Source organism: Bradyrhizobium uaiense, assembly GCF_010811875.1.
GTDB lineage: Bacteria > Pseudomonadota > Alphaproteobacteria > Rhizobiales > Xanthobacteraceae > Bradyrhizobium > Bradyrhizobium uaiense.
In genome coordinates this window covers 1-20,875 of the sequence record NZ_VKHP01000171.1, presented here as the reverse complement: position 1 = coordinate 20,875, position 20,875 = coordinate 1, and the positions used below count along the sequence as shown (strand labels likewise).

Sequence of the window (20,875 nt, the reverse complement as noted above, 5' to 3'; positions counted from 1 at the left end):
TCGTCGCGGTCGCCGGCATGGGCGTCTACGGCGTCGCGCCGGACGGCCGCATCTTCAAGGTCACCGACGAGACCAACCGCACCTGGTACAAGCTGAACGACGACAGCCGCCTGCGCATGGCCGACGATCGTGCGTGCGGAACGGGTGGATCGAAGCGAATACGGCGCCATTTCTTCCCCCCAGTGACAAACTATCTACTCACAACTCGTAGTTTTATCGCGCAAGAAATGGACAAACTTGCGGCGGAAAACATCGCCGCTGAAATTCCGGCTTCCTTTCCGGTACCGAGGGCGCCGCCTCATCCATCGAGTACCGCCCCGAGCGTGCTTGCCGCCGAGCCGCGGATCAAGAAGGCGGTCGACAAATACGCGCTGCGCTACGTGCAGCTGATCAGGCAGGCGAGCCGCGCCGGCACCTATCGCCGCAATCTCGATCCCAACACCGCGATGTCGCTGATGATGGGCGGGATGTGCCACCTCGCCCGCGGTCTGGCTGCTCTACGGGCGCCAATACGATCTGGTGAAAAAGGCAAGGCGCTGTTCACCACGCTGCACAACGGATTTGTTCAGCGTTAGCCCGCCGGCATGCACACGTCATAGCCGTGCCAAAGCCTGGCCCGCCGCCGGAACGATTTGATCCGAATCCGCGTTGTCCGGCCGGCTGTTGAGACTATCCTTTCCCAGAAACCGATACACGGCCGTCGAAATCATGTTCTAGTATGACGTGGTGGGCGGCCCGCGGCCGAAGTCGCGGCCACTGGGGATGGGAGCGAACCGATGGACGTCAAGGCTGTTCTGCCGCCGCGTGGCCGCGACTATCGGCTCGACCTGCTGCGCGGCTTCGCCAACTGGGCGATCTATCTCGACCATATCCCGAACAACGCGGTGAACTGGATCACGCAGAAGAATTTCGGCTTCAGCGACGCGGCCGATCTGTTCGTGTTCATCTCCGGCTACACCGCATCCTTCGTCTATGCGCGCATGATGCTCGAGCGCGGCACCGTGATCGGCGCCACCCGCCTGATCAAGCGGGCCTGGCAGATCTATGTGGCGCATGTCCTGCTGTTCGTGATCTACATCGCCGAGATCGGCTACCTCTCCCAGCGCTACCACGATCCCAATCTGCAGAACGAGTTCAACGTCGCGGGCTTCATGCAGAACCCGGCGGAGACGCTCTATCAGGGCCTGATCCTGGCGTTCAAGCCGGTCAACATGGACGTGCTGCCGCTCTACATCGCGCTGATGCTGGTCTATCCGCTGGTGCTGTGGGCGATGCTGCGGAAGCTCAATCTGACGCTGCTGGCCTCGTTCCTGCTGTATCTGGCGGCACGCCATTTCGGCTGGAACCTGCCGGCCTATCCATCCGGCACATGGTACTTCAATCCGTTCTGCTGGCAGTTCCTGTTCGTGTTCGGCGGCTGGTTCGCGCTCGGCGGTGCAGGCGAGTCGATCAACTTCATCCGCTCGCGCACCTTCCTTTGGCTCGGCGGCGCCTATCTGTTGTTCGCGCTGGTGATGACGCTGGCGGGTCGCTTCCCGGAGCTGGGTCAGGCGATGCCGCCCTGGCTCTATGATGCCTTCAATCCGAACGACAAGACCAACCTCGCACCCTATCGCGTGCTGCACTTCGTGGTGCTGGCCTTCTTCGTCACGCGCTTCCTGCCGCGCGAATGGCCAGGATATGAATGGCCGGTGTTCCAGCCGATCATCAAATGCGGCCAACAGTCGCTCGAGGTGTTCTGCTCGGGCGTCTTCCTCGCCGTGGTCGCGCATGTGGTGCTGGTTGAGGTCTCCGGTAGCTTGTGGATGCAGATCGTGGTCAGTTTCGTCGGCATCGTGCTGATGACGGTGCTCGCCTATTACCGCTCCTGGTCGAAGAAGGTCGACAAGGCGCCCGCAAAGAAACCCGCGGCTGCGGAAGCCCCGGTGGCCGCAAGGCCGGCGGAATAGCCGGCCGGCGTAGATGGTCAAAGGCGATGTGCATGCGCTAGAGTAATGGGATGTCCCGCGCCTTCACTCATGACCATCCCGACATCCTGCAACTCGAAGCCGACGCGATCGACGCGCGGCCCGGAGCAATTCTGCTCAAACACTCGCCGTTCTTTCCGGGCGGCGGCGGCCAGCTTGCCGACCGTGGTACTCTGAAATGGTCCGGCGGCGAGCTGCCGGTGACCGGGCTTGAGCGTGACGCGCGCGGCCTCTGGCACCTGGTCCCGGGCGACAGCCTGATCTCCGGCAAGGTCATGCTTGAGGTCGAGCCGGCGTTTCGTGCGATGATGTGCGAACTGCACACGCTCGCCCATGTCATCAACGCGCTGGTTTATACGCGGTTCGGCGGCGCGCTGCTGACCGGCGCGCAACTCAATGCCGACGGCACATTCCGCGTCGATTTCGATCTGCCCGGCGCCGACAATGAGGCACTGCGGGCGCTCGAGGCGCCGCTGACCGACATCATCCGGCAGGACCTTGCGGTGAGTGCCGCCCTCATGCCGCACGCCGAGGCGCAAGCTATTCCCGGATTGTTTCGCAGCAAGGCCGTCGCTCCGCCGGTCGGCGAGGATGGCCTCGTCCGGATCGTCGAGATCCTCGGTCTCGACCGGCAGGCCTGCGGCGGCACCCATCTGATGTCGACCGGGCAGTCCCGCCCCGCACGGATCGTCAAGATCGACAACAAGGGCCGCCAGAACCGCAGGATCAAGGTCGCGATCTGACCGACCCTCGCAAGCCGTGAGCGCTCGCTACTTCGCGAGCGGCTTTCCTGCGGTCTCCGGTGCCAGCTTGATCAGCGGCAGGCCGATCACATAGATCAGCGACAGCATCGAGATCGCCAGCGGAAAGCTCCCGGTGCGGGCGGCGAGCGCACCGATCAGCGACGGGCCGGCCGCGCCGAGCACGCGACCCATGCTGAAGGCGAAGCCGGAGCCAGTCCCGCGCAGCGCCGACGGAAACATCTCCGGCAGCCAGATCGTGAACAGGCCGAACACGCCGTTGGTGAAGAAGCCGAGCACCGGCAGCAGCACCATGAACAGCGTCAGATTATCGAGCCATTCGATCGCGACTTCGTAGCAGACCACGACGGAGATCAGCCCGCCGATGAAGAACAGCACCGCGGTGCGGCGCCGGCTGCCGAGCCAGGTGGTGAGCGATGGTACAAGGAGGCAGCCGATCAGCGTGCCGACATTGGTGATCAGGCCGGCCACCGCGCCCATCTCCTGCGCATGCGCCGGCGTCGCGCCCGCTGCGACCAGCTTGGTCGCAATCACGGTGGGCGCCCAGAAGTTCGACGACCACAGGCCGAAGATGATGCAGGCCATCATCAGCGCCGCGGCCCAGGTGGTGCGCGCCTGATCGCCGGCAAACAAGGCCGAGACCGACGGCTGCTCGCGCTGAGCGCTGTGCGAGGGTTCGGGAATGTTGCTGCGCAGATACGCAATCAGGAGCGCCGGCAGGATGCCGAGCAGGAACATGCCGCGCCAGCCGAGCGTGCTGCCGATCGCGAGCGTGACGGCGGCGGCGAGGAACAGCCCGGTCGGCGTTGCCGTGTGCAGCCATCCCGCAAGCCGCACCCGCGTATTCTCCGGCACGGATTCCTGCAGCAGCGGCGTGCCCGCGGCCCATTCGCCGCCGATGCCGAAGCCGGCAACAAAGCGAAACAAGGCAAACATCACGATCCCGGTCGCAAGTCCGCACAACGCCGTGAACAGCGAGTAGACCAGCACGGTCCAACACATGATCCGGACCCGCCCGTAACGGTCCGCGGCCCAGCCCCAGACCATCGAGCAGGCCCAGCCCAGCATGAAGATCGAGAACAGCAGGCCGCCATAGATGCCGATATTGGCCTTGCTCGGCTCGATGCCGCTCGCGGGCAACAGCTCGCTCAGCGCGCTGACCAGGATGTAGCCGTACATCGAGGAATCGAAGCCATCGAGCATCCAGCCGAACCAGGTCGCCCAAAACACTTTTCGCGGCGACGCCGCACCAGGCGCCGCGACCGACGGCGCTACGCCATCAACGATGCTCTCAGTCATGTTTCCTCGCATGTTTCTTTTGTGCGCGGACTATGACGAGGTTTGCGCGAGGAGACATCTCCGGCAAACGGGACGGAGGTATCCGGCATGAGAATGGCGGCGCCGTTCAGGAACGGCAGCTGGAATTTCTCAGGCAGTAATCTCGAAAGCCGGGATGTCTTCCTCCAAGAGGAACTTTCGAGCCGGCCACGCGCGAGTTTTCATCCGGCCTCGTGAACCTGACGACCCTCGAACCAGGTCGAAAGCACCTTGGTCTGCGATAGACGCTCCGGCGCGGTCGCGAACAAGTCGCGATCGACCAGGATGAAATCTGCCGACTTTCCGGCTTCGATCGATCCGGTGAGATCGGACAAGCCCATCGCCTGCGCCGCGTTGACGGTGTAGATGCGCAGCACCGTCTCGAGATCGAGGGCCTGCTCCGGCCAAAGCGCGCCTTCATATCCGCTCCGCGGATTGCGGCGCGTGATCATGCCTTCGATCCCGAGCCAGGGGTCCGGATTGGCCACAACCGGCCAGTCCGATCCGGCCGCCATCAACGCGCCGGCGGCGTGGAAATCGCGAAGCGGCCAATAGCAGTCGGCGCGATCCTCCGGGATCGCCGCGCGGATGGCTTCCTGGATCGGGCCGGGATACCAGATGATCGGCGACAGGTCGGCTGCGACATCGAGCGCGCGGAAGCGCGGGATATCGGCGGGCGCAACGAAGCCCGCATGCGCGATCTGGTGAGTAGCACCGACGCCGTTTCCGGATCCGTTGAAGCTGCGCACGACGTCGATGGCGTCGAGCGTATCGCGAACCGCGGCATCGCCGGTGCAATGCACCTTGACCCGCATCCGATGTTTCTCAGCCTTTGCGATCCACCGCACCAGATCAGGAATCGAGATCAAGGGATCGCCGCAAAAGCAGCAGCCTTGCAAGCGCGTGGCGCGGTATGGCGTGAGCATGGCGGCGGTACGCGTCGTCGGCACCCCGTCCATGAACAGCTTGATGAAATCGGGGCGGACGTGGCGGGTGCGATAGGTCTCGCGGCGCACGATCAGCGCGTCGCCGACGAGATCGGCGCCCGACAGGGTCCGCTGCGCGGGCAGCGAGGCGACGCACCAGCCATTGAGCTCATTCGCGCGATCGAGCGCGGCCAGCGCCTCCAGGAACGGGAGCGTCGTCGTTGCGTCCTGAAAGGCGGTGACGCCGAAGCCATTGAGAATCTCGACCGCGCGGCGGCACGAAGCCTTGTTGCGCTCCGCAAGATCCGGGATGCTTCGCTCGACCGCCTGCTCGGCGAGCCCCGAGGCTCGCTCCAGCAACAGCCCGGTCGCAGCCCCGGTCTCCACATCGCGCAGGATTTGACCGTCCTGGGGATCGGGGGTGCCGGCGTCGATCCCGATCAGTTCCAACGCGCGAGAATTGACCCACCGGTTGTGCTGGCTGTCGTCGCGCAGCATCACCGGATGCGCTCCGGAAACGGCATCGAGCTCCGCCAGCGAACTTGCACGGCCGATCATTTCGACCAGTTGACTTCCCCAGATGCCGCCAAAGACCCACTCGCCCGGTTTCGTCGTCGCGCATCGCGCGCGCACAGCTTCGAGCACCGCATCGAACGACATCGTCGGCAGGAGTTTCAATTCATAGAGGTCGGCTTGCCCGCCACGGAGATGGTGGTTGTGCACGTCGACGATACCGGGCAACAGCATGCCGCCGCCGAGGTCCACCATCCTGGTTCCGGGACCGGCCAGGCTTTTGACGTCGAGATCGTGACCGACGGCAACGATCATGCCGCCGGCCACCACAATCGCCTCGGCGCGGCTCGCGGCGGCATCCGCCGTGAACACTTTTCCATGATGGAAGATCAATTCCGGCCGCATCATCGTGCTTGGCCCTCAGTGCGCCGACAAGATTCGCGGCTGACGCGAGAAAATAGTGAGGCCGAGAGCGTAGGCCGCGATTGCGGCGGTCTGCAGCCAGTAAGGCAGGGGGGACTTGCCGGTGAGAACGCCTTGCAGCGCGTCGGAAAGATTGACGGCGCACAGACCGAGAACCGTGAGCCAGATCGCGACCAAGGCGAAGACGACCTCGCCCGAACGCGCGGCGGAGGCAAACAGGCAGATATAGGCCACCACCGCGAACGAGATGATCTTGTCCTGATAGGCGTAATAGGGTGTATCGTAGTAGACGAACAGGATCGGCACCTTGATCCCGAAGAAGTGCGCCATCGCCATGCAGCAGAAGTAGGCCACGCCGGCCCAAAGAAGCAGACTGAGAATCCGACCGTTCATCGAGTCACCCATGAAGGACCTTGCGAGATATTCCTGCGAGATATTCCTGGCGGCGGGCTGGTTACGTTGCTCGCGCCGTTTCACGGTCCCACATCAATCATGGACCAGCCAGACACATTAATTTCTGACCGAGGAAACCATGGCCTACCATCGCAAGCGCCCTGCCCCGGATCCGTGCCCCGTCGAGGCGGTCCTCAAGATCGTCTCGGGCAAGTGGAAGGTCCGGGTGCTTCATCTGCTTTCGCTGGACGAACTCAGCTTCGGCGAATTGCGCAACTCGATCGTGGGCGTTCGCCAGCAGGTCTTGTCCAGCCTGCTGCGGGACATGATCGCCGACGGCGCGGTCCGGCAGCGCAAGATTTCATCCGAACGATCGATCTACGCGCTGACGGAGAGAGGATTCGAGCTTGTTGCGCTGCTGACCCCGCTGGCCGGGTGGGGAAACAATCTGCTCGCCGAACAGGGCGTTACGTGGCGACCACCCGAGCCGCGGCGAAGCGCTCAGCACGGCGACGGTGGCAAGACCTACCGGACCTCGGGGCACCCGTCCGCGCAGAACGTGCAACGATAATTGCGTTCGACCGGTTTGCTCACCGATTCCCGCGCCGGGTGTACGCCGCAGCCGTCGTGCAACGGCAATCCCGTCGGACCGGCAGTAGGAAATGAATGCGTCATAATTGAACTCAGGCGTCGAGTTCGACGGACTGATTGAACGGGGAGTGGGTCCGAATTGGCCGGATCGCGCATCTGAACCGAAATTGACGCGGAAAGAATCCTCACCGGATTGGCAGGCAAATCAGACACGCTGTAGTGGCTCGATCAATCGCCATCTCGCCGGACGAGCAGCGCCATCGGTTAAGTCCGGTCGCGCCTGGGGATCGTGCCGCGGTCCGCTCGACGGGGCGCGATCGGCTTGTTAAGCCGCGTCTCCGCAAGGATGATTTGAGTCGGGGCATGACCGTAGCGATCGAGATGGGACAAACGACGGCCGGCACTTCGGCGGCCATCGACCTCGAGGAGCTATTGGCCACGCGCCTGCTGGTGCAGGGCAATTCGGGTTCCGGCAAATCGCATCTGCTGCGCCGGCTCCTGGAACAGAGCGCCCCGTGGGTGCAACAGACCATCATCGATCCCGAGGGTGATTTCGTGACGCTCGCCGAGCGATTCGGCCACCTCGTGATCGATGCCGAGGACCATACCGAGCGCAGTTTGCAGGTCGCCGGCGAGCGCGTGCGCATCCACCGCGTTTCCACGGTGCTCAATCTCGAAGGGCTCGACGCCGAGAACCAGATGCGGCGGGCGGCGGCTTTCCTCGGCGGAATGTTCGAGGTCCCGCGCGACCACTGGTACCCGATGCTGGTGGTGGTGGACGAGGCGCAGCTGTTCGCGCCGGCGGTTGCAGGCGAGGTCACCGACGAGGCGCGCAAGCTCTCGCTCGGCGCGATGACCAATCTGATGTGCCGTGGCCGCAAGCGCGGCCTTGCCGGGATCATCGCGACCCAGCGGCTGGCGAAGCTCGCCAAGAATGTCGCGGCCGAAGCGTCGAACTTCCTGATGGGCCGGACCTTCCTCGATATCGACATGGCGCGCGCCGCCGACCTGCTCGGCATGGAGCGGCGCCATGCGGAAGCCTTCCGCGACCTCGAGCGCGGACAATTCATGGCGCTGGGGCCCGCGCTCTCGCGCCGCCCGCTGGGCTTGCGCATCGGTCCAACGGACACGCAGCCGCGCAACGCGGCGCCGCGGCTGATGCCGCTGCCCGAAGCGGCCCTGGAGGACGCACGCGCCATCATCCTCGCAGCTCCGCCGCCCGAAACCGTGCGGCCGCCGCGCCGCGCGCCGGCGCCGGACCTGCTCAGCCAATTGATGGCCGCCAAATCACCAGCACCGGAGCCGGAGCCTGAAACCGCCGAGCCGCCGCCGAGCGCCGAGCAACTGGCCGAGCGGCGTGAGCGGCTGGATCGCATCCTGCGCGCCATCCTCGCCGAGCCCGACGCGGGCTTCCGCGCCATCGGCGTGCTCTATCAGGAGTTCGTAGTCCGCTGCCGCATCGAGGGACTCGGCGCCGTGGTGCCCGAGCTGACCGATTTCCGCCGCATGCTGACGCGCGCCCGCGCCGGGCTCGGCACCGACATGGCCGAGGACGACGTGTGGCAGGACGTCTCGCTGCGTGCCGCCCTGCTGCCCGAGGACATGCAAGGCGTCTTCATGATGATCGCCCGCGCGGCGAAGGAAGGCTGGCCCTGCCCGAGCGATGCAGCGATCGCCCGCGCCTACGGCACGCACTCGCTGCGCCGCGCGCGGCACCTTTTGACCTACATCGAGGAACAAGGCCTGATCGTCTGCCAGCTCGACGGCACCGGCCGCCGGACCGTGACCCTCGTCGAGCTCGCCTGGGCCACGGCCGCCGCGGATCCGAATGCCGATGATGTGTCGGCGGAAGCAGCCAGCAGGGCCTCGTCACTGTGATCCGGGATTGAGCAGCAAGAATCCGAGCACGAAAAAGCGCGCCGAAAGGCGGGCTTTTCATCTCTGCCGGTCGAGAGATTTGGTTGCGGGGAGGCGCAACCACCGATACCGACATTCGTTGGCAGTTCAGATCTAGCAGGATCAGGCGCCGGCGAGTCAGGCTCCGCTCTTGGACCGATCCGCCACCGGCCCGACGGCGACTTCCGGCTCAACATCCAATTTGCTGATCTTTAGGCATCCCGGATCCACCGGCCTCTCATCGAACAACGTCGTCGGCGAGCGCATGCGACGGATGACGGGCATCGCCACGCCGGTTTTGTGGGCGCACATACATGATGACGGCTTCCGGAAGCTCTGCCTTCACCTTCAGCGCCGCGGCGAGCGCGTCTTGTCCGTCCAGGACGACGTGGTCTGCCTTTCCGTTCAGTTTGAAGCCGACGGTAAACTGCATCCAAAACCTCCATGCCTGCGCCACTACGTCACCGGAGCGAAGAATATGACCCGGAGCAGATGCGTGTAGTCGGATTCGAACATCATGATCGCCACGAATACCAACACCAGCACCGGCGGCAGCAGGATCGCGTAGGCCAGAGCCAGCCGCTCCCAGGCCATATGCATGAAGACAGCGACGATTAGGCCAGCCTTCAACACCATGAACAGCAGGATCAGCGACCATCGGAGATGACCATGGAGGCCAAAGTAGTCGACGAGATAGGAGCAGGTGCTGAGAACGAACAACCATCCCCAGACCACGAGATAAAGCTTGATCGGATGCTGCTGGCCCGTTGTGTGCACCGTTCCTGACGCGAGCGTGTCGTGCACTTGAGCTTGCAGCGAGTGTTGCTGCGCTTCCAGATGTACCGCGAAGTTTGTCATGCTGCGACCTCACCAGAGATAAAAAAGCGCAAAGATGAACACCCACACGAGATCGACGAAGTGCCAGTACAGGCCGGTGATCTCGACGATCTCGTAGTGCCCTTTCCGGCTTGTGAAGAAGCCGCGCCGTTCGACATCGAAGTCTCCCCGCAAAACCTTTCGCGCAATGGCGATCAGGAAAATCACGCCGATCGTCACGTGGGTGCCATGGAAGCCGGTGATCATGAAGAAGCTTGCACCAAACTGCGCCGCCCCCCAGGGATTGTCCCAGGGCCGGACGCCCTCCAGGATCAGCTTGGTCCATTCGAAGGCCTGCATTCCGACGAACGTTGCGCCGAATGCCGCTGTGGCCAGCATCAAGGCCGCAGTTTTCACGCGATCGCGGCGATAACCGAAGTTGACGGCCATCGCCATCGTCCCGCTGCTGCTGATCAGGATGAAGGTCATGATAGCGATCAGGATAAGCGGGATCCTCTTATCCCCGATCGTGAGGGCGAAGACCTCGCTGGGATTGGGCCACGGCACGGTCGTGGACATTCGCGCCGTCATGTACGACAGCAGGAAGCAGCTGAAGATGAAGGTGTCGCTGAGGAGGAAGATCCACATCATGGCCTTCCCCCAGGAAACGTTCTTGAAGGCGCGCTGATCCGAGGACCAGTCAGCGGCGATGCCGCGCCAGCCTCCGGGGCGTGCAGGCGGTTCTATCGTGTTTGTCAGCGCCGTCTCTGCCATCTGGTTCTGCCCCTTCCTAGGTGAGCAATTGGCGACAGATGTCGACGAAGCCGTCAGTCCAGCCGGTCAGAAGACCAAGCAAGACCAGCCAGACCAACAGCAGGAAATGCCAGTAGATGGCGCAGAGTTCCACGCTCAGCCGCACCCGGATCACCTCGGCGCTACGCCACACCTTGGAGGTCGTTCTGCCCAAGGCCACCAGACCGCCCATCAGATGCAGCCCGTGCACCGCGGTGATCAGGTAGAAAAAGGAATTGGCCGGGTTGGACGCCACGAAATACCCGGCGCCGGCCAACTGTCGCCACGCCAGAAGCTGCCCGATCAGGAACGTAACGGCGGACGCCCCCCCGCTGAGCAGACCGAGAATCACACCGTCGATGTCGTCGCGCCGCGCGGCCGTGTACGCCCATTGCAGCGCAACGCTGCTCAACACCAGCGCGCCTGTGTTGAACCACAGCAGCGCCGGCACCGGTAGCGCCCGCCAGTCGACCATAGTCATGCGCATGGAGTAAGCACTGATGAAGAGTGCGAACAGCGAGCCGACGACCGCGAGAAACACGCCTAGCCCGATCTTCGCCGTCGGTGGCGACGAACCGCTCTGCTCGCGAAGATCGACGAGCACGCCCTCCTCCAGCCACGGCTTGGCCGCCAGCCGCTGTTGCGAGAGCCACCATCCCGCAATTGCTGCTATTCCAGCCATGAACAGGATAATGGCGCTCATGGACCGGCCCCCTGCGCCAGCAACCCGGCCGGCGGCTCATTCTGCGGGACGAAATCCCCGGCGGCGCCGGGTACGCTGTAGTCGTAGGCCCAGCGATAGACGATCGGGAGCTCCTTGCCCCAGTTACCATGCCCGGGCGGGGTTTCTGGTGTTTGCCATTCCAGCGACGCGGCGCCCCACGGATTGCCGCCGGCCTCCTTGCCCTTGAACAGGCTCCAGACCAGGTTGAACAGGAACACCAGTTGAGCGAAGCCGACAATCAGGGCCGCCACGCTCATGAACGCATTGAGGTCGTGAGCGGATGCCGGGACGAACGCCGTTTCGCCGATATCGTGATAGCGGCGGGGCATGCCCAACAGCCCCAGATAATGCATGGGAAAGAAGATCGCATAGGCCCCGAGGAACGAAACCCAGAAGTGGAATCGTCCAAGCACCTCATTGAGCATTCGTCCGGTGATCTTCGGATACCAATGATAGATCCCGCCGAACACGGCCATGATCGGCGCAATGCCCATCACCATGTGAAAGTGGGCGACCACGAACATCGTATCGGACAGCGGAACGTCCACGACCACGTTGCCGAGGAACAGCCCGGTCAGTCCGCCGTTCACGAACGTGACGATGAACGCAAGCGCGAACAGCATCGGGATCGTAAGATGAATGTCGCCGCGCCACAGGGTCAGCACCCAGGTGTAAACCTTGATCGCGGTCGGAATGGCGATGATGAGGGTGGTGGTAGCGAAGAAGAACCCGAAATACGGGTGCATGCCGCTCACATACATGTGGTGCGCCCAAACGACGAAGCTGAGAGCGCCGATCGCCACGATCGCCCAGACCATCATGCGATAGCCGAAGATGTTCTTCCGCGCGTGGACGCTGATCAGATCGGAAATGATGCCGAAGGCCGGCAAGGCGACGATGTAGACTTCGGGATGGCCGAAGAACCAGAACAGATGCTGGAACAGGATCGGGCTGCCGCCGCCATACTTCGTCAGCTGGCCCATCTCGACCAGCGTGGGCATGAAGAAGCTGGTCCCCAGGAGGCGGTCGAGCAGCAGCATCACCGAGGCGACGAGCAGCGCCGGGAAGGCCAGCAGCGCCATGACCGTCGCCGTGAAGATGCCCCACACCGTCAGGGGCAGCCGCATCAACGTCATGCCGCGCGTGCGCGCCTGCAGCACCGTCACCACATAGTTGAGCCCGCCCATGGTGAAGCCGATGATGAACAGGATCAGGGAGGCCAGCATGAGAATGATGCCCCAATCCTGCCCCGGCGTGCCGGAGAGAATCGCTTGCGGCGGGTACAGCGTCCAGCCGGCACCGGGGGGCCCACCAGGGACGAAGAAAGTCGAGACCAGCACCACGACCGCGAGCAGGTAGACCCAGTAGCTCAGCATGTTCACATAGGGGAACACCATGTCCCTCGCGCCGACCATGAGCGGGATGAGGTAGTTGCCGAAGCCGCCAAGGAACAACGCGGTGAGCAGGTAGATCACCATGATCATGCCGTGCATGGTGATGAACTGGAGATATTGGTTGGGATCGATGAAGGAGAACGTGCCGGGAAATCCCAGTTGCAGTCGCATCAGCCACGACAGCACCAGCGCGACCATTCCGATCGACATCGCCGTGATCGAGTACTGGATGGCGATAACCTTGGCGTCCTGCGAAAAGACGTATCTCGTCCACCAGCTCTTCGGATGATAGAGATCGACCTCGCCCACTTCGGCGGGCGGGATGCCTGCGACTGTGTCAAACGGGACATCGACCATCGGAACACCCTCCTTGGTCCTTTGCTCGGCGAGGAGTTCGCCTCACGCTGGATGGCACCTCCTCGTCGGTATTGTCATTCGCTGCCTGTCTTGTAGATCACCTTCGCGACGCTACGCGGGCTCGACAACTCGGCGAACGTCCGCTGCTTCTCCAGCCAGGCGTGATATTCCTTGTCTTCCTCGACGATGACCTTGCTGCGCATTTGCGCGTGCGCCGCGCCGCAGAGTTCTGCACACAGAACCTCGAACGTTCCGGTGCGGGTCGGCGTGAACCAGTAATAGGTGACCGAGCCCGGGATCATGTCCATCTTCGCCCGGAACTCGGGCACATAGAAATCATGCAGGACGTCGATCGAGCGGAGCAGCACCTTCACCGGTTTCCCGACCGGGAGATGCAGGTCGTCGTTCTGAACAACGATATCGTCCTTTCCGTTCGGATCGTCGGGATTCAACCCCATCGGATTGTCGGGACTGACCAGGCGGGCATCGGAGGTCCCGAGGCGGCCGTCCTTGCCGGGGAGCCGATAGCTCCATTGCCACTGCTGCCCCATGACCTCGACATCGGTCGCATCGGCGGGAACGGTAACGAACTGATGCCAGACGACCAGTCCGGGCGCCAACATCGCTGCCACGCCGATCGCAGTCCCGACGCTGAGCCACCATTCGAGCCGCTTGTTTTCCGGATTGTAGGCGGCCCGCCGCCCCTCCTTGTGGTGAAAGCGGAGGACGCAGTAGGCCATGAACACGACGACCGCGACAAAGACCGCCCCGGTGATCCAGAATGTCAGGGTGATGGTGTGGTCGATATAGCTCCAGTTCGACGCAAGCGGCGTCCACCACCAGGGGCTGAAGAGGTGAAACGCCACCGAGGCGATCGCGACGAGAAGCAGTATGATTGCTACAGCCATCCCTCATGCATCCTTGCCATCAGAGGCTATCGGATACCAACCGGAGGGCGGAGCTCACGTCTGTCGCGATGGCGGACTTCACGTCCGCTGTCGTCGTGCCTCTTGCCTCGCCCATTCAACCGGTCGCGGCGCGGAGTGCACGCCACGGCCGCGCGTCTCGGAGCTGGGGGCGTCAAAATCAACATGGTACGCGTCGAGCCGCGCGTCAATAGAGGACTATGCCGCGCTCTGCGCGTGACTGACGCCGCGCAAACCGGCAATTGTCGGCCGGGCCCTACGTCCTGCGGTGCGACGCAACACGAGGCCTGTGCAGGCGCACAATTCACCCAACCGTGAGCGCTATCTTGCTATCATCGCGTTAGAGTGCCCGTTCCGGTCGCGACAGGTATCGTCCGGTAAGGCTCCTTCTCGCTGAATCAGGCTTGCCGGGCTCAATCGCGATTTTCGCGCATGAGACGAATGTGCGCGAGTTGAAGGCCGCGCCGTCTCCCTGCGCCAACGAGCAAGGAGACCGGAGTCATGGCCACTCAGTATTTCGTCAGACATCCCCTGCAATTCTTCGGCGTCACTTCCAACTTTGTCGTTCGCAAGATCGGCCTTTCCGACCTGCGCGATGCGCTGCACCTGGGCTGGGAAGACTTCATAGCCGTACCAACGCACGCAGTCGTGCTGTGCGTGATCTATCCCGTTCTCGGCCTTGTCCTGTTCAGGATGACCATTGGCTATTCATTGCTGCCGCTGCTCTTTCCGCTGGCCGCCGGCTTCACGTTGATCGGTCCTTTCGCGGCGCTCGGCCTCTACGAGCTCAGCCGCCGCCGCGAGCGCGGCGAGGAGGCCGCAGCCTGGGATGCAATCAACGTGCTGCGCGCGCCGTCCTTTGGCGCCATGCTCGAACTTGGCGTGCTCCTGCTCGTTCTGTTCGGGGTCTGGATCGCGGCTGCGGACGCGATCTACATCGCGACCTTCGACTATGCTCCGGCTGCGAGCATCCCTGATTTCGCAACGCGGGTGCTGACGACGCCGCAAGGCTGGACGCTCATCATCGTCGGCTGCGGCGTCGGCTTCCTGTTCGCCGTCGTGTCCCTGTGCGTCAGCGTCGTATCGTTTCCGCTGCTGCTCGACAGGCATGCGACCGCGATCGACGCCATCCGGACATCGCTGCGGGCCGTGAGGGAGAATCCAGTTACGATGGCTGCTTGGGGGCTGATCGTAGCGGTGTTGCTGGCTGTGGGCTCACTGCCATTCTTCGTCGGTCTCGCAGTGGTGCTGCCGGTGCTCGGTCATGCCACCTGGCATCTTTATCGGAAGGTGGTGGAGCCCGACCCGAATCCCCCGCAAGAGGAGCCTCCCACGCCGACGGGTCATCGCTACGCGGCAGATTTCCCTGCGTCTCTCTTCCCGTGGAGCCGCGAACGCTAAAGGGTGCAGCAACGAACGGTCACACCATCGTCGTGTTCGGCGGAACCGGCTTTCTCGGCAACCGCATCGTTCGCCATCTGCGCAGTCACGAATTTCCCGTCCGGATCGCATCCAGACATCCGGACGGGGCATACACGCGGTCAGATTCCGAGGATCCGCATCTTCAATCCGTCAAGGCCGACATTCATGACACGCGATCCGTCGCGGATGCGCTCGCCGGCGCTTACGGCGTCGTCAACGCTGTCAGTCTCTATCGCGAGCGCGGACCGGAGACTTTTCACTCCGTTCACGTCGAGGCGGCTCGACGGGTCGCAGCCCAGGCTCGCCGGACCGGAGTCAAACGACTTGTTCATGTTTCGGGGATCGGCGCCGATGCCGCCTCGCCATCCCGCTACGTCCGAAAGCGCGGCGAAGGCGAACGGGCAGTCCGCACTGAATTCGTCGATGCATGTCTCGTCCGTCCGGCCGTGATGTTCGGACCGGACAACGCGTTTCTCAGCACCGTCCTCGCGCTGTTTCGTCGGCTTCCGATCTATCCGATGTTCGGCAGCGGCCGGACCAGATTGCAACCGGCCTATGTGGAAGACGTTGCGGAAGCGGTTGCCCGGATCGTGGAACGGGCCGAGTTCCACCGGGCGGTCTTTGAGTTCGGCGGCCCGACGCCGTACTCCTACGAGGAACTGCTCAGAGCGATTGCGCGTCAAGCCGGCCTCACGCCTCGCCTGATTCCGATACCGTTTGTCGTCTGGCACGCACTGGCATGGGTCTCCGAGATACTCCCCGACGCCCCCCTTACGCGTAACCAGGTGGAGCTGATGCAGATCGACACCGTGTCGTCACCAGACATGCCTGGATTTGCCCAGCTGGACATGTCGCCACGTTCGATCGAGGAAATCCTCCGGACGATGCTGCTGAATCCAACTGTGCGGTGATGCTGCCGGGTCGCTCCGGCCGCAAAAAGAAAGCCCCGGCAATCAACCGAGATTGCCGGGGCTTTCTACCAATTTTGGTTGCGGGGATAGGATTTGAACCTATGACCTTCAGGTTATGAGCCTGACGAGCTACCGGGCTGCTCCACCCCGCGTTAAACCGTTGCATGCCTTGCAGAAGGAGTGCCCGAACCGGCCGGCCAACGCTGATAACGGCGCCGATCGATCCGTCCGGAGGGCTTCCTGAGAAGGCGACCCGGGCCGAAGCCGTCGGGTGCGGGGCGTATGTATCAACGTGAGGTCGGTTTGGAAAGCCCCGGATGTGGGTTTTTGAGGATTTTGTGACGTCGAAATCACCGATTTCCTTAGCAAATTTACCGCCGGGAACCGGGTCTTGCCAGATCGTGCGCAAAAGCAGAGCTTGGCGCCCAACAAAATCCGTCAAGGAAATGTCATCCGAGGGGAAACGCCATGGACCGGCCATTGAAGAGCCCGGGGCTATATGCGCTTGAGGAGGCCTTTCAGCGCCAGTTCGAGCTGTCGCGCAGCGAGCCGGCGCCGACATTGCAGGCGCGGCTCGACCGACTGCGCCGCTTGCGCGCCGCACTGACCGAGAACGAGCCGCGATTCGAGGCGGCGATCTCGGCCGATTTCGGCCACCGCTCAACCATCGAGACCGCGATCGCCGAGACCATGCTGGTGCTCGGCGAGATCAAGCACGCCGCCAAGCACCTCAAGGGCTGGATGGCACCCGAGAGGATACCGACCACCGTGCAGTTCGCGCCGGCCAGGAACCGGCTGATGCCGCAGCCGCTCGGCGTGGTCGGGATCATCTCGCCATGGAATTATCCGTTGCAGTTGACGCTGGCGCCCGCCGTCGCCGCGATCGCGGCCGGCAACCGCGCCATCATCAAGCCGAGCGAGCTGGTGCCGCGGTTCTCCGAACTGCTGGCCGAGGTGATCGCGAAGAAGTTCGACACCACCGAGCTCGCGGTCACCGATATCGACGACGACATCGCAAGAGCCTTCGCCGCCCTGCCGTTCGATCATCTGATCTTCACCGGCTCGACCCGCATCGGCCGGCTGGTCGCCGAAGCCTGTGGCCGCAATTTGACGCCGGTGACGCTCGAGCTCGGCGGCAAATCTCCCGTCATCGTCGACGGCTCCGCCGACATCGATGAAGCCGCGCAGCGCATCGCCTACGGCAAGCTGCTCAATGCCGGGCAGACCTGCATCGCGCCCGATTACGCGCTGGTGCCGCAGGACTCGGTGCAGTCGCTTGCGATGCGGCTGCAGGGCCACATGCAGCAGATGTTCGGCACCGATCCCAGGAATCCGGACTACACCTCGATCGTCTCGGACCGGCACTACACACGGCTCGAGAGCCTGGTCGCCGATGCCGCAGCGAAGGGCGCGACCATCATGCAGCCGGCGGCGCCGAACGATGCAGAGTGGAAGGACCGGCGCAAATTCCCGCCGACCGTGATCGTCGATGCGACGCCCGAGATGACCGTGATGCAGGAGGAGATCTTCGGGCCGCTGCTGCCGGTGATGGGCACGCGCGACGCCTCGGAGGCGATCGCCTTCATCAACAAGCGCGACCGCCCGCTGGCGCTGTACTGGTTCGGCACCGATAATGCGGCCCGCGACGAGGTGCTGGCGCGCACGGTGTCCGGCGGTGTCACCGTCAACGACTGCCTGTTCCATTTCGCGCAGGCCTACCAGCCGATGGGCGGCGTCGGCGCGTCGGGCACCGGCGCCTATCACGGCGAATGGGGGTTCAAGACACTGACCAAGCTGAAGCCGATTTTCTACCGCTCGCGCTTCAACCGGCTCGCCGATCTCTATCCGCCCTACGGTGCGAAGGTCGCGCGGCTGGAGAAGCTGATGCGGCTACTGTCGTAGCCATTGATACCGTCATTGCGAGGAGCGAAGCGACGAAGCAATCCATGCTTCCGCTGCGGAAAGGTGGATTGCTTCGCTCCGCTCGCAATGACGGACAACAACGAAAACATGGGGGAAACAGACGTGACTGACACATTCGATTTCGTGGTGGTGGGCGCAGGCTCCGGCGGCTGCGCGGTGGCGGGGCGGTTGTCGGAGGATCCGGCGACCTCGGTGGCGGTGCTCGATGCCGGCGGCAAGAACGACAATTGGGTGGTGACCACGCCCGGCGCCATCATTCTCATGCTTTCGAGCAAGCTCAACAACTGGGCGTTCGACACGGTGCCGCAGAAGGGCTTGAACGGCCGGATCGGGTATCAGCCGCGCGGCAAGGGCCTCGGCGGCTCGAGCGCCATCAATGCCATGGTCTATATCCGCGGTCATCGCGCCGATTACGACCACTGGGCTGCGCTCGGCAATACCGGCTGGAGCTACGCCGACGTCCTGCCCTACTTCAAGCGTTCGGAGAACAACACCGAGCTCGACGGCGAATATCACGGCAAAGGCGGGCCGCTCAACGTTACGGGCCTGCAGTCCGACAATCCGGTCAAGGAGACGTTCCTGCAGGGCGCGCGCGAGGCCCAGTTCCGGATCAGCGACGATTTCAACGGCGCCGAACAGGAAGGCCTCGGCATCTACCAGGTGACGCAGCGGAACGGCGAGCGCTGGAGCGCCGCGCGCGGCTATATCCATCCCCACATGGGCCGCCGGCCCAATCTGCGCATCGAGACCCAGGCACAGGCGACCCGCATCATCTTCGAGGGCAAGCGCGCCGTCGGCGTCGAATACATGCAGGGAAAGGAGAAGAAGGTGCTGCGCGCACGGCGCGAGGTCATCCTCTCGGCCGGTGCATTCCAGTCGCCGCAATTGATGATGCTGTCGGGCATAGGCGACGCTGCGGCGCTCGGCAAGCACGGTATCGCCAGCGTGCATCATCTGCCGGGTGTCGGACAGAACCTGCAGGATCACCCCGATTTCGTGTTCGGCTTTGCTTCCGACGCCCCTTATTTCTCAGGACTCTCCTGGGGCGGCATCGGGCGGATCCTCAAGGGCATCGGGCAATACCGGCGCGAGCGGCGCGGCCCGATGACCTCGAACGTCGCCGAATGCGGCGGCTTCCTGAAGACGCGACCTGAGCTCGACGTCCCCGACATCCAGCTGCATTTCTGCATGGCCATGGTGGAAGACCACGGCCGCAAGCCGCGCTGGGGCACCGGCTTCTCCTGTCATGTCTGCCTGCTGCGCCCGGCAAGCCGCGGCAGCGTCTGGCTGAACAGCGCCGATCCGCTGGCAGCCCCCGCGATCGATCCGAATTTCTTCGGCGAGGACAGCGACGTCGAGACCATGGTCGCGGGCTTCAAGATGACGAAGCGGCTGCTCGACACGCCGGCGCTGCGCGCGCTGCAGCAGAAGGACATGTTCACATCAGATGTCCGCACCGATGACGATATCCGCAGCATCCTGCGGGCGCGCTCCGACACCGTCTATCACCCGGTCGGCACCTGCAGGATGGGCACCGGCGATCCGCTTGCGGTGGTCGATCCGACGCTGCGCGTGCACGGGCTCGGAGCCCTGCGCGTGGTCGATGCCTCGATCATGCCGACGCTGATCGGCGGCAACACCAATGCGCCGACCATCATGATCGGCGAGAAGGCCGCCGACATGATCAAGGCCGAGATGCACGCGGGGTAGTCAAATGCGCAGGGTGGGCAAAGCAAAGCGTGCCCACCTCTTCCTGCACGGCTCGTGATGGTGGGCGCGGCGCAAGAGCGCCTTTGCCCACCCTACCAAACTGCTGATAGCCCGACGCGATAGCCTGCCGCCGCAGGGCGCACCGCCAAAATATCGAAAACAACCCCATGCACAGTAGCCAGCGGCTGACGGCCGACACGGCAACTTGACTCGTCGGGCAAATCAGCGGCATTCTTCGATTATCCAGAAATCGTGCAGACGCCCTACGCCCCGTAGCCCGGGACCTTGACGCATGCGCCTCCGGATTTCGCTCCCCTCACACGGGCGACAAAGCTAACACTACTTTGGCAGATTGTCGATTTTGCTGTGCTTTATAGGATTCCCGAATCAATATTTCAATGATTCATGGGTGGTCGGCTCTTGGAGGGCTGACCATGGCGGGATGGGAAGACGAGCTCGAACGCTGGCTGATGCCGTTCTTGGACCGGCTGGGTCACAAGACTCGGCAGCGGATGTGTCCTCTGTATGTTGCGGGACTGATCGGTCCTGGCGATCGCAAGAGCGTTCAGCCGATGGCGGAGCGCCTTGCCACGGGCAACTACGACCAGCTGCACCATTTCATTGCGGACGGCATCTGGGACGCGACGCCGCTAGAGACGGAACTGCTCAACCAGGCGGACCGACTTGTCGGCGGTAGGGATGCGGTGCTCGTTATTGATGACACCTCACTGCCGAAGAAGGGCGAACGCTCGGTTGGTGTTGCGGCTCAATACGCGTCGGCTCTCGGCAAAACGGCAAATTGCCAAACGATGGTGTCTTTGACGCTTGCGCGCGGCGAAGTGCCAGTGATGGTCGCGTTACGTCTCTTTCTGCCTGACAGTTGGACAAGCGACGTGTCTCGTTTGAAGCGTGCCCGCGTGCCAGTCGAACACCGAACGCCACGGTCCAAGCCGGAAATTGCTTTGGCCGAGATTGATCGCGCGATAGCAGCCAACGTGCGCTTTGGATGTGTGCTGGCGGATGCAGGATACGGACTTAGCGCACCATTTCGACAAGGGCTAACAGAGCGCGGGCTGGCCTGGGCTGTCGGCATCCCTCGGCACCTGAAGGTGT

Annotated in this window: 18 protein-coding genes, 1 tRNA gene and 1 pseudogene; 10 read left to right on the top strand and 10 right to left on the bottom strand. The window is 63.4% G+C overall.

The window, feature by feature from the left end; translation table 11 throughout:
• From FNJ47_RS51650 to FNJ47_RS31725, 3 genes and pseudogenes are all read left to right on the top strand, one after another.
• Positions 1–575: pseudogene (locus FNJ47_RS51650) on the top strand (hypothetical protein); the annotation flags it as partial.
• A 201-nt stretch (positions 576–776) separates the two neighbouring features.
• Positions 777–1,949: an OpgC domain-containing protein gene (locus FNJ47_RS31730; RefSeq protein WP_163159884.1), complete on the top strand. Its 1,173-nt coding sequence runs from the start codon at positions 777–779 to the stop codon at positions 1,947–1,949.
• 50 nt (positions 1,950–1,999) lie between these two features.
• On the top strand, positions 2,000–2,710 hold the full coding sequence (locus FNJ47_RS31725; RefSeq protein WP_163159883.1) for an alanyl-tRNA editing protein: 711 nt from the start codon (positions 2,000–2,002) through the stop codon (positions 2,708–2,710).
• Between the two features lie 27 nt (positions 2,711–2,737).
• Here FNJ47_RS31725 and FNJ47_RS31720 read toward each other — a convergent pair whose 3' ends face one another.
• The 3 genes from FNJ47_RS31720 to FNJ47_RS31710 all read right to left on the bottom strand — a co-directional run bounded on the left by FNJ47_RS31720 (position 2,738) and on the right by FNJ47_RS31710 (position 6,384).
• Positions 2,738–4,027: an MFS transporter gene (locus FNJ47_RS31720; RefSeq protein ID WP_163159882.1), complete on the bottom strand. Its 1,290-nt coding sequence runs from the start codon at positions 4,025–4,027 to the stop codon at positions 2,738–2,740.
• A gap of 200 nt (positions 4,028–4,227) precedes the next feature.
• Positions 4,228–5,889: an amidohydrolase gene (locus FNJ47_RS31715; RefSeq protein WP_206685365.1), complete on the bottom strand. Its 1,662-nt coding sequence runs from the start codon at positions 5,887–5,889 to the stop codon at positions 4,228–4,230.
• Positions 5,890–5,904: 15 nt separating this feature from the next.
• Complete coding sequence (locus FNJ47_RS31710; protein WP_163159880.1) at positions 5,905–6,384, bottom strand: hypothetical protein; 480 nt, start codon at positions 6,382–6,384, stop codon at positions 5,905–5,907.
• Positions 6,385–6,439: 55 nt separating this feature from the next.
• On the opposite strand from FNJ47_RS31710, the gene FNJ47_RS31705 reads away from it, so the two are divergent.
• On the top strand, positions 6,440–6,871 hold the full coding sequence (locus FNJ47_RS31705; RefSeq protein ID WP_163159879.1) for a winged helix-turn-helix transcriptional regulator: 432 nt from the start codon (positions 6,440–6,442) through the stop codon (positions 6,869–6,871).
• Positions 6,872–7,254: 383 nt separating this feature from the next.
• Positions 7,255–8,769 carry a helicase HerA domain-containing protein gene (locus FNJ47_RS31700; RefSeq protein WP_163159878.1) on the top strand — a complete coding sequence of 505 codons (1,515 nt, stop codon included), beginning with the start codon at positions 7,255–7,257 and terminating at the stop codon, positions 8,767–8,769.
• Positions 8,770–9,025: 256 nt separating this feature from the next.
• On the opposite strand, the gene FNJ47_RS31695 is transcribed toward FNJ47_RS31700, so the two are convergent.
• From FNJ47_RS31695 to coxB, 6 genes are all read right to left on the bottom strand, one after another.
• Positions 9,026–9,220, bottom strand: a complete 195-nt coding sequence (locus FNJ47_RS31695) for a hypothetical protein (RefSeq protein WP_163159877.1) — start codon at positions 9,218–9,220, stop codon at positions 9,026–9,028.
• Positions 9,221–9,243: 23 nt separating this feature from the next.
• Positions 9,244–9,645 carry a cytochrome C oxidase subunit IV family protein gene (locus tag FNJ47_RS31690; RefSeq protein WP_163159876.1) on the bottom strand — a complete coding sequence of 134 codons (402 nt, stop codon included), beginning with the start codon at positions 9,643–9,645 and terminating at the stop codon, positions 9,244–9,246.
• A gap of 9 nt (positions 9,646–9,654) precedes the next feature.
• The gene (locus tag FNJ47_RS31685) at positions 9,655–10,377 is read right to left on the bottom strand and encodes a heme-copper oxidase subunit III family protein (protein WP_163159875.1); all 723 of its coding nucleotides are present in this window, start codon (positions 10,375–10,377) and stop codon (positions 9,655–9,657) included.
• Positions 10,378–10,393: 16 nt separating this feature from the next.
• Positions 10,394–11,098 carry a cytochrome c oxidase subunit 3 gene (locus FNJ47_RS31680; RefSeq protein ID WP_163159874.1) on the bottom strand — a complete coding sequence of 235 codons (705 nt, stop codon included), beginning with the start codon at positions 11,096–11,098 and terminating at the stop codon, positions 10,394–10,396.
• Complete coding sequence (locus tag FNJ47_RS31675; protein WP_163159873.1) at positions 11,095–12,870, bottom strand: cytochrome c oxidase subunit I; 1,776 nt, start codon at positions 12,868–12,870, stop codon at positions 11,095–11,097. Before FNJ47_RS31675 ends, FNJ47_RS31680 begins: the two co-directional genes overlap by 4 nt.
• Before the next feature lie 74 nt (positions 12,871–12,944).
• Positions 12,945–13,778 carry a cytochrome c oxidase subunit II gene (coxB, locus tag FNJ47_RS31670; RefSeq protein WP_163159872.1) on the bottom strand — a complete coding sequence of 278 codons (834 nt, stop codon included), beginning with the start codon at positions 13,776–13,778 and terminating at the stop codon, positions 12,945–12,947.
• Positions 13,779–14,297: 519 nt separating this feature from the next.
• On the opposite strand from coxB, the gene FNJ47_RS31665 reads away from it, so the two are divergent.
• Complete coding sequence (locus FNJ47_RS31665; RefSeq protein ID WP_163159871.1) at positions 14,298–15,197, top strand: DUF2189 domain-containing protein; 900 nt, start codon at positions 14,298–14,300, stop codon at positions 15,195–15,197.
• A gap of 32 nt (positions 15,198–15,229) precedes the next feature.
• A complete protein-coding gene (locus tag FNJ47_RS31660; protein WP_163159870.1) occupies positions 15,230–16,129 on the top strand; it encodes an NAD(P)H-binding protein in 900 nt (299 codons plus the stop codon).
• A gap of 75 nt (positions 16,130–16,204) precedes the next feature.
• Here FNJ47_RS31660 and FNJ47_RS31655 read toward each other — a convergent pair.
• A tRNA-Met gene (locus FNJ47_RS31655) sits at positions 16,205–16,281 on the bottom strand.
• Positions 16,282–16,597: 316 nt separating this feature from the next.
• Here FNJ47_RS31655 and FNJ47_RS31650 point away from each other — a divergent pair.
• From FNJ47_RS31650 to FNJ47_RS31640, 3 genes are all read left to right on the top strand, one after another.
• Positions 16,598–18,031 (top strand): coniferyl aldehyde dehydrogenase, encoded by a 1,434-nt coding sequence (locus FNJ47_RS31650; RefSeq protein WP_163159869.1) that lies wholly within the window; start codon positions 16,598–16,600, stop codon positions 18,029–18,031.
• A 123-nt stretch (positions 18,032–18,154) separates the two neighbouring features.
• Entirely contained in the window at positions 18,155–19,762 is a 1,608-nt protein-coding gene (locus tag FNJ47_RS31645) for a choline dehydrogenase (protein ID WP_163159868.1), read from the top strand.
• A 398-nt stretch (positions 19,763–20,160) separates the two neighbouring features.
• On the top strand, positions 20,161–20,875 hold a 715-nt coding region (locus tag FNJ47_RS31640; protein ID WP_163159867.1), incomplete at its 3' end, for an IS701 family transposase.

What these genes read in the sequence shown, in the direction of transcription:
- FNJ47_RS31730 (WP_163159884.1), top strand. Translation starts at nt 777, where the DNA reads ATGGACGTCAAGGCTGTTCTGCCGCCGCGTGGCCGCGACTATCGGCTC.
- FNJ47_RS31725 (WP_163159883.1), top strand. Translation starts at nt 2,000, where the DNA reads ATGTCCCGCGCCTTCACTCATGACCATCCCGACATCCTGCAACTCGAA.
- FNJ47_RS31720 (WP_163159882.1), bottom strand. Translation starts at nt 4,027, where the DNA reads ATGACTGAGAGCATCGTTGATGGCGTAGCGCCGTCGGTCGCGGCGCCT.
- FNJ47_RS31715 (WP_206685365.1), bottom strand. Translation starts at nt 5,889, where the DNA reads ATGCGGCCGGAATTGATCTTCCATCATGGAAAAGTGTTCACGGCGGAT.
- FNJ47_RS31705 (WP_163159879.1), top strand. Translation starts at nt 6,440, where the DNA reads ATGGCCTACCATCGCAAGCGCCCTGCCCCGGATCCGTGCCCCGTCGAG.
- FNJ47_RS31700 (WP_163159878.1), top strand. Translation starts at nt 7,255, where the DNA reads ATGACCGTAGCGATCGAGATGGGACAAACGACGGCCGGCACTTCGGCG.
- FNJ47_RS31695 (WP_163159877.1), bottom strand. Translation starts at nt 9,220, where the DNA reads ATGCAGTTTACCGTCGGCTTCAAACTGAACGGAAAGGCAGACCACGTC.
- FNJ47_RS31690 (WP_163159876.1), bottom strand. Translation starts at nt 9,645, where the DNA reads ATGACAAACTTCGCGGTACATCTGGAAGCGCAGCAACACTCGCTGCAA.
- FNJ47_RS31685 (WP_163159875.1), bottom strand. Translation starts at nt 10,377, where the DNA reads ATGGCAGAGACGGCGCTGACAAACACGATAGAACCGCCTGCACGCCCC.
- FNJ47_RS31680 (WP_163159874.1), bottom strand. Translation starts at nt 11,098, where the DNA reads ATGAGCGCCATTATCCTGTTCATGGCTGGAATAGCAGCAATTGCGGGA.
- FNJ47_RS31675 (WP_163159873.1), bottom strand. Translation starts at nt 12,870, where the DNA reads ATGGTCGATGTCCCGTTTGACACAGTCGCAGGCATCCCGCCCGCCGAA.
- coxB (WP_163159872.1), bottom strand. Translation starts at nt 13,778, where the DNA reads ATGGCTGTAGCAATCATACTGCTTCTCGTCGCGATCGCCTCGGTGGCG.
- FNJ47_RS31665 (WP_163159871.1), top strand. Translation starts at nt 14,298, where the DNA reads ATGGCCACTCAGTATTTCGTCAGACATCCCCTGCAATTCTTCGGCGTC.
- FNJ47_RS31650 (WP_163159869.1), top strand. Translation starts at nt 16,598, where the DNA reads ATGGACCGGCCATTGAAGAGCCCGGGGCTATATGCGCTTGAGGAGGCC.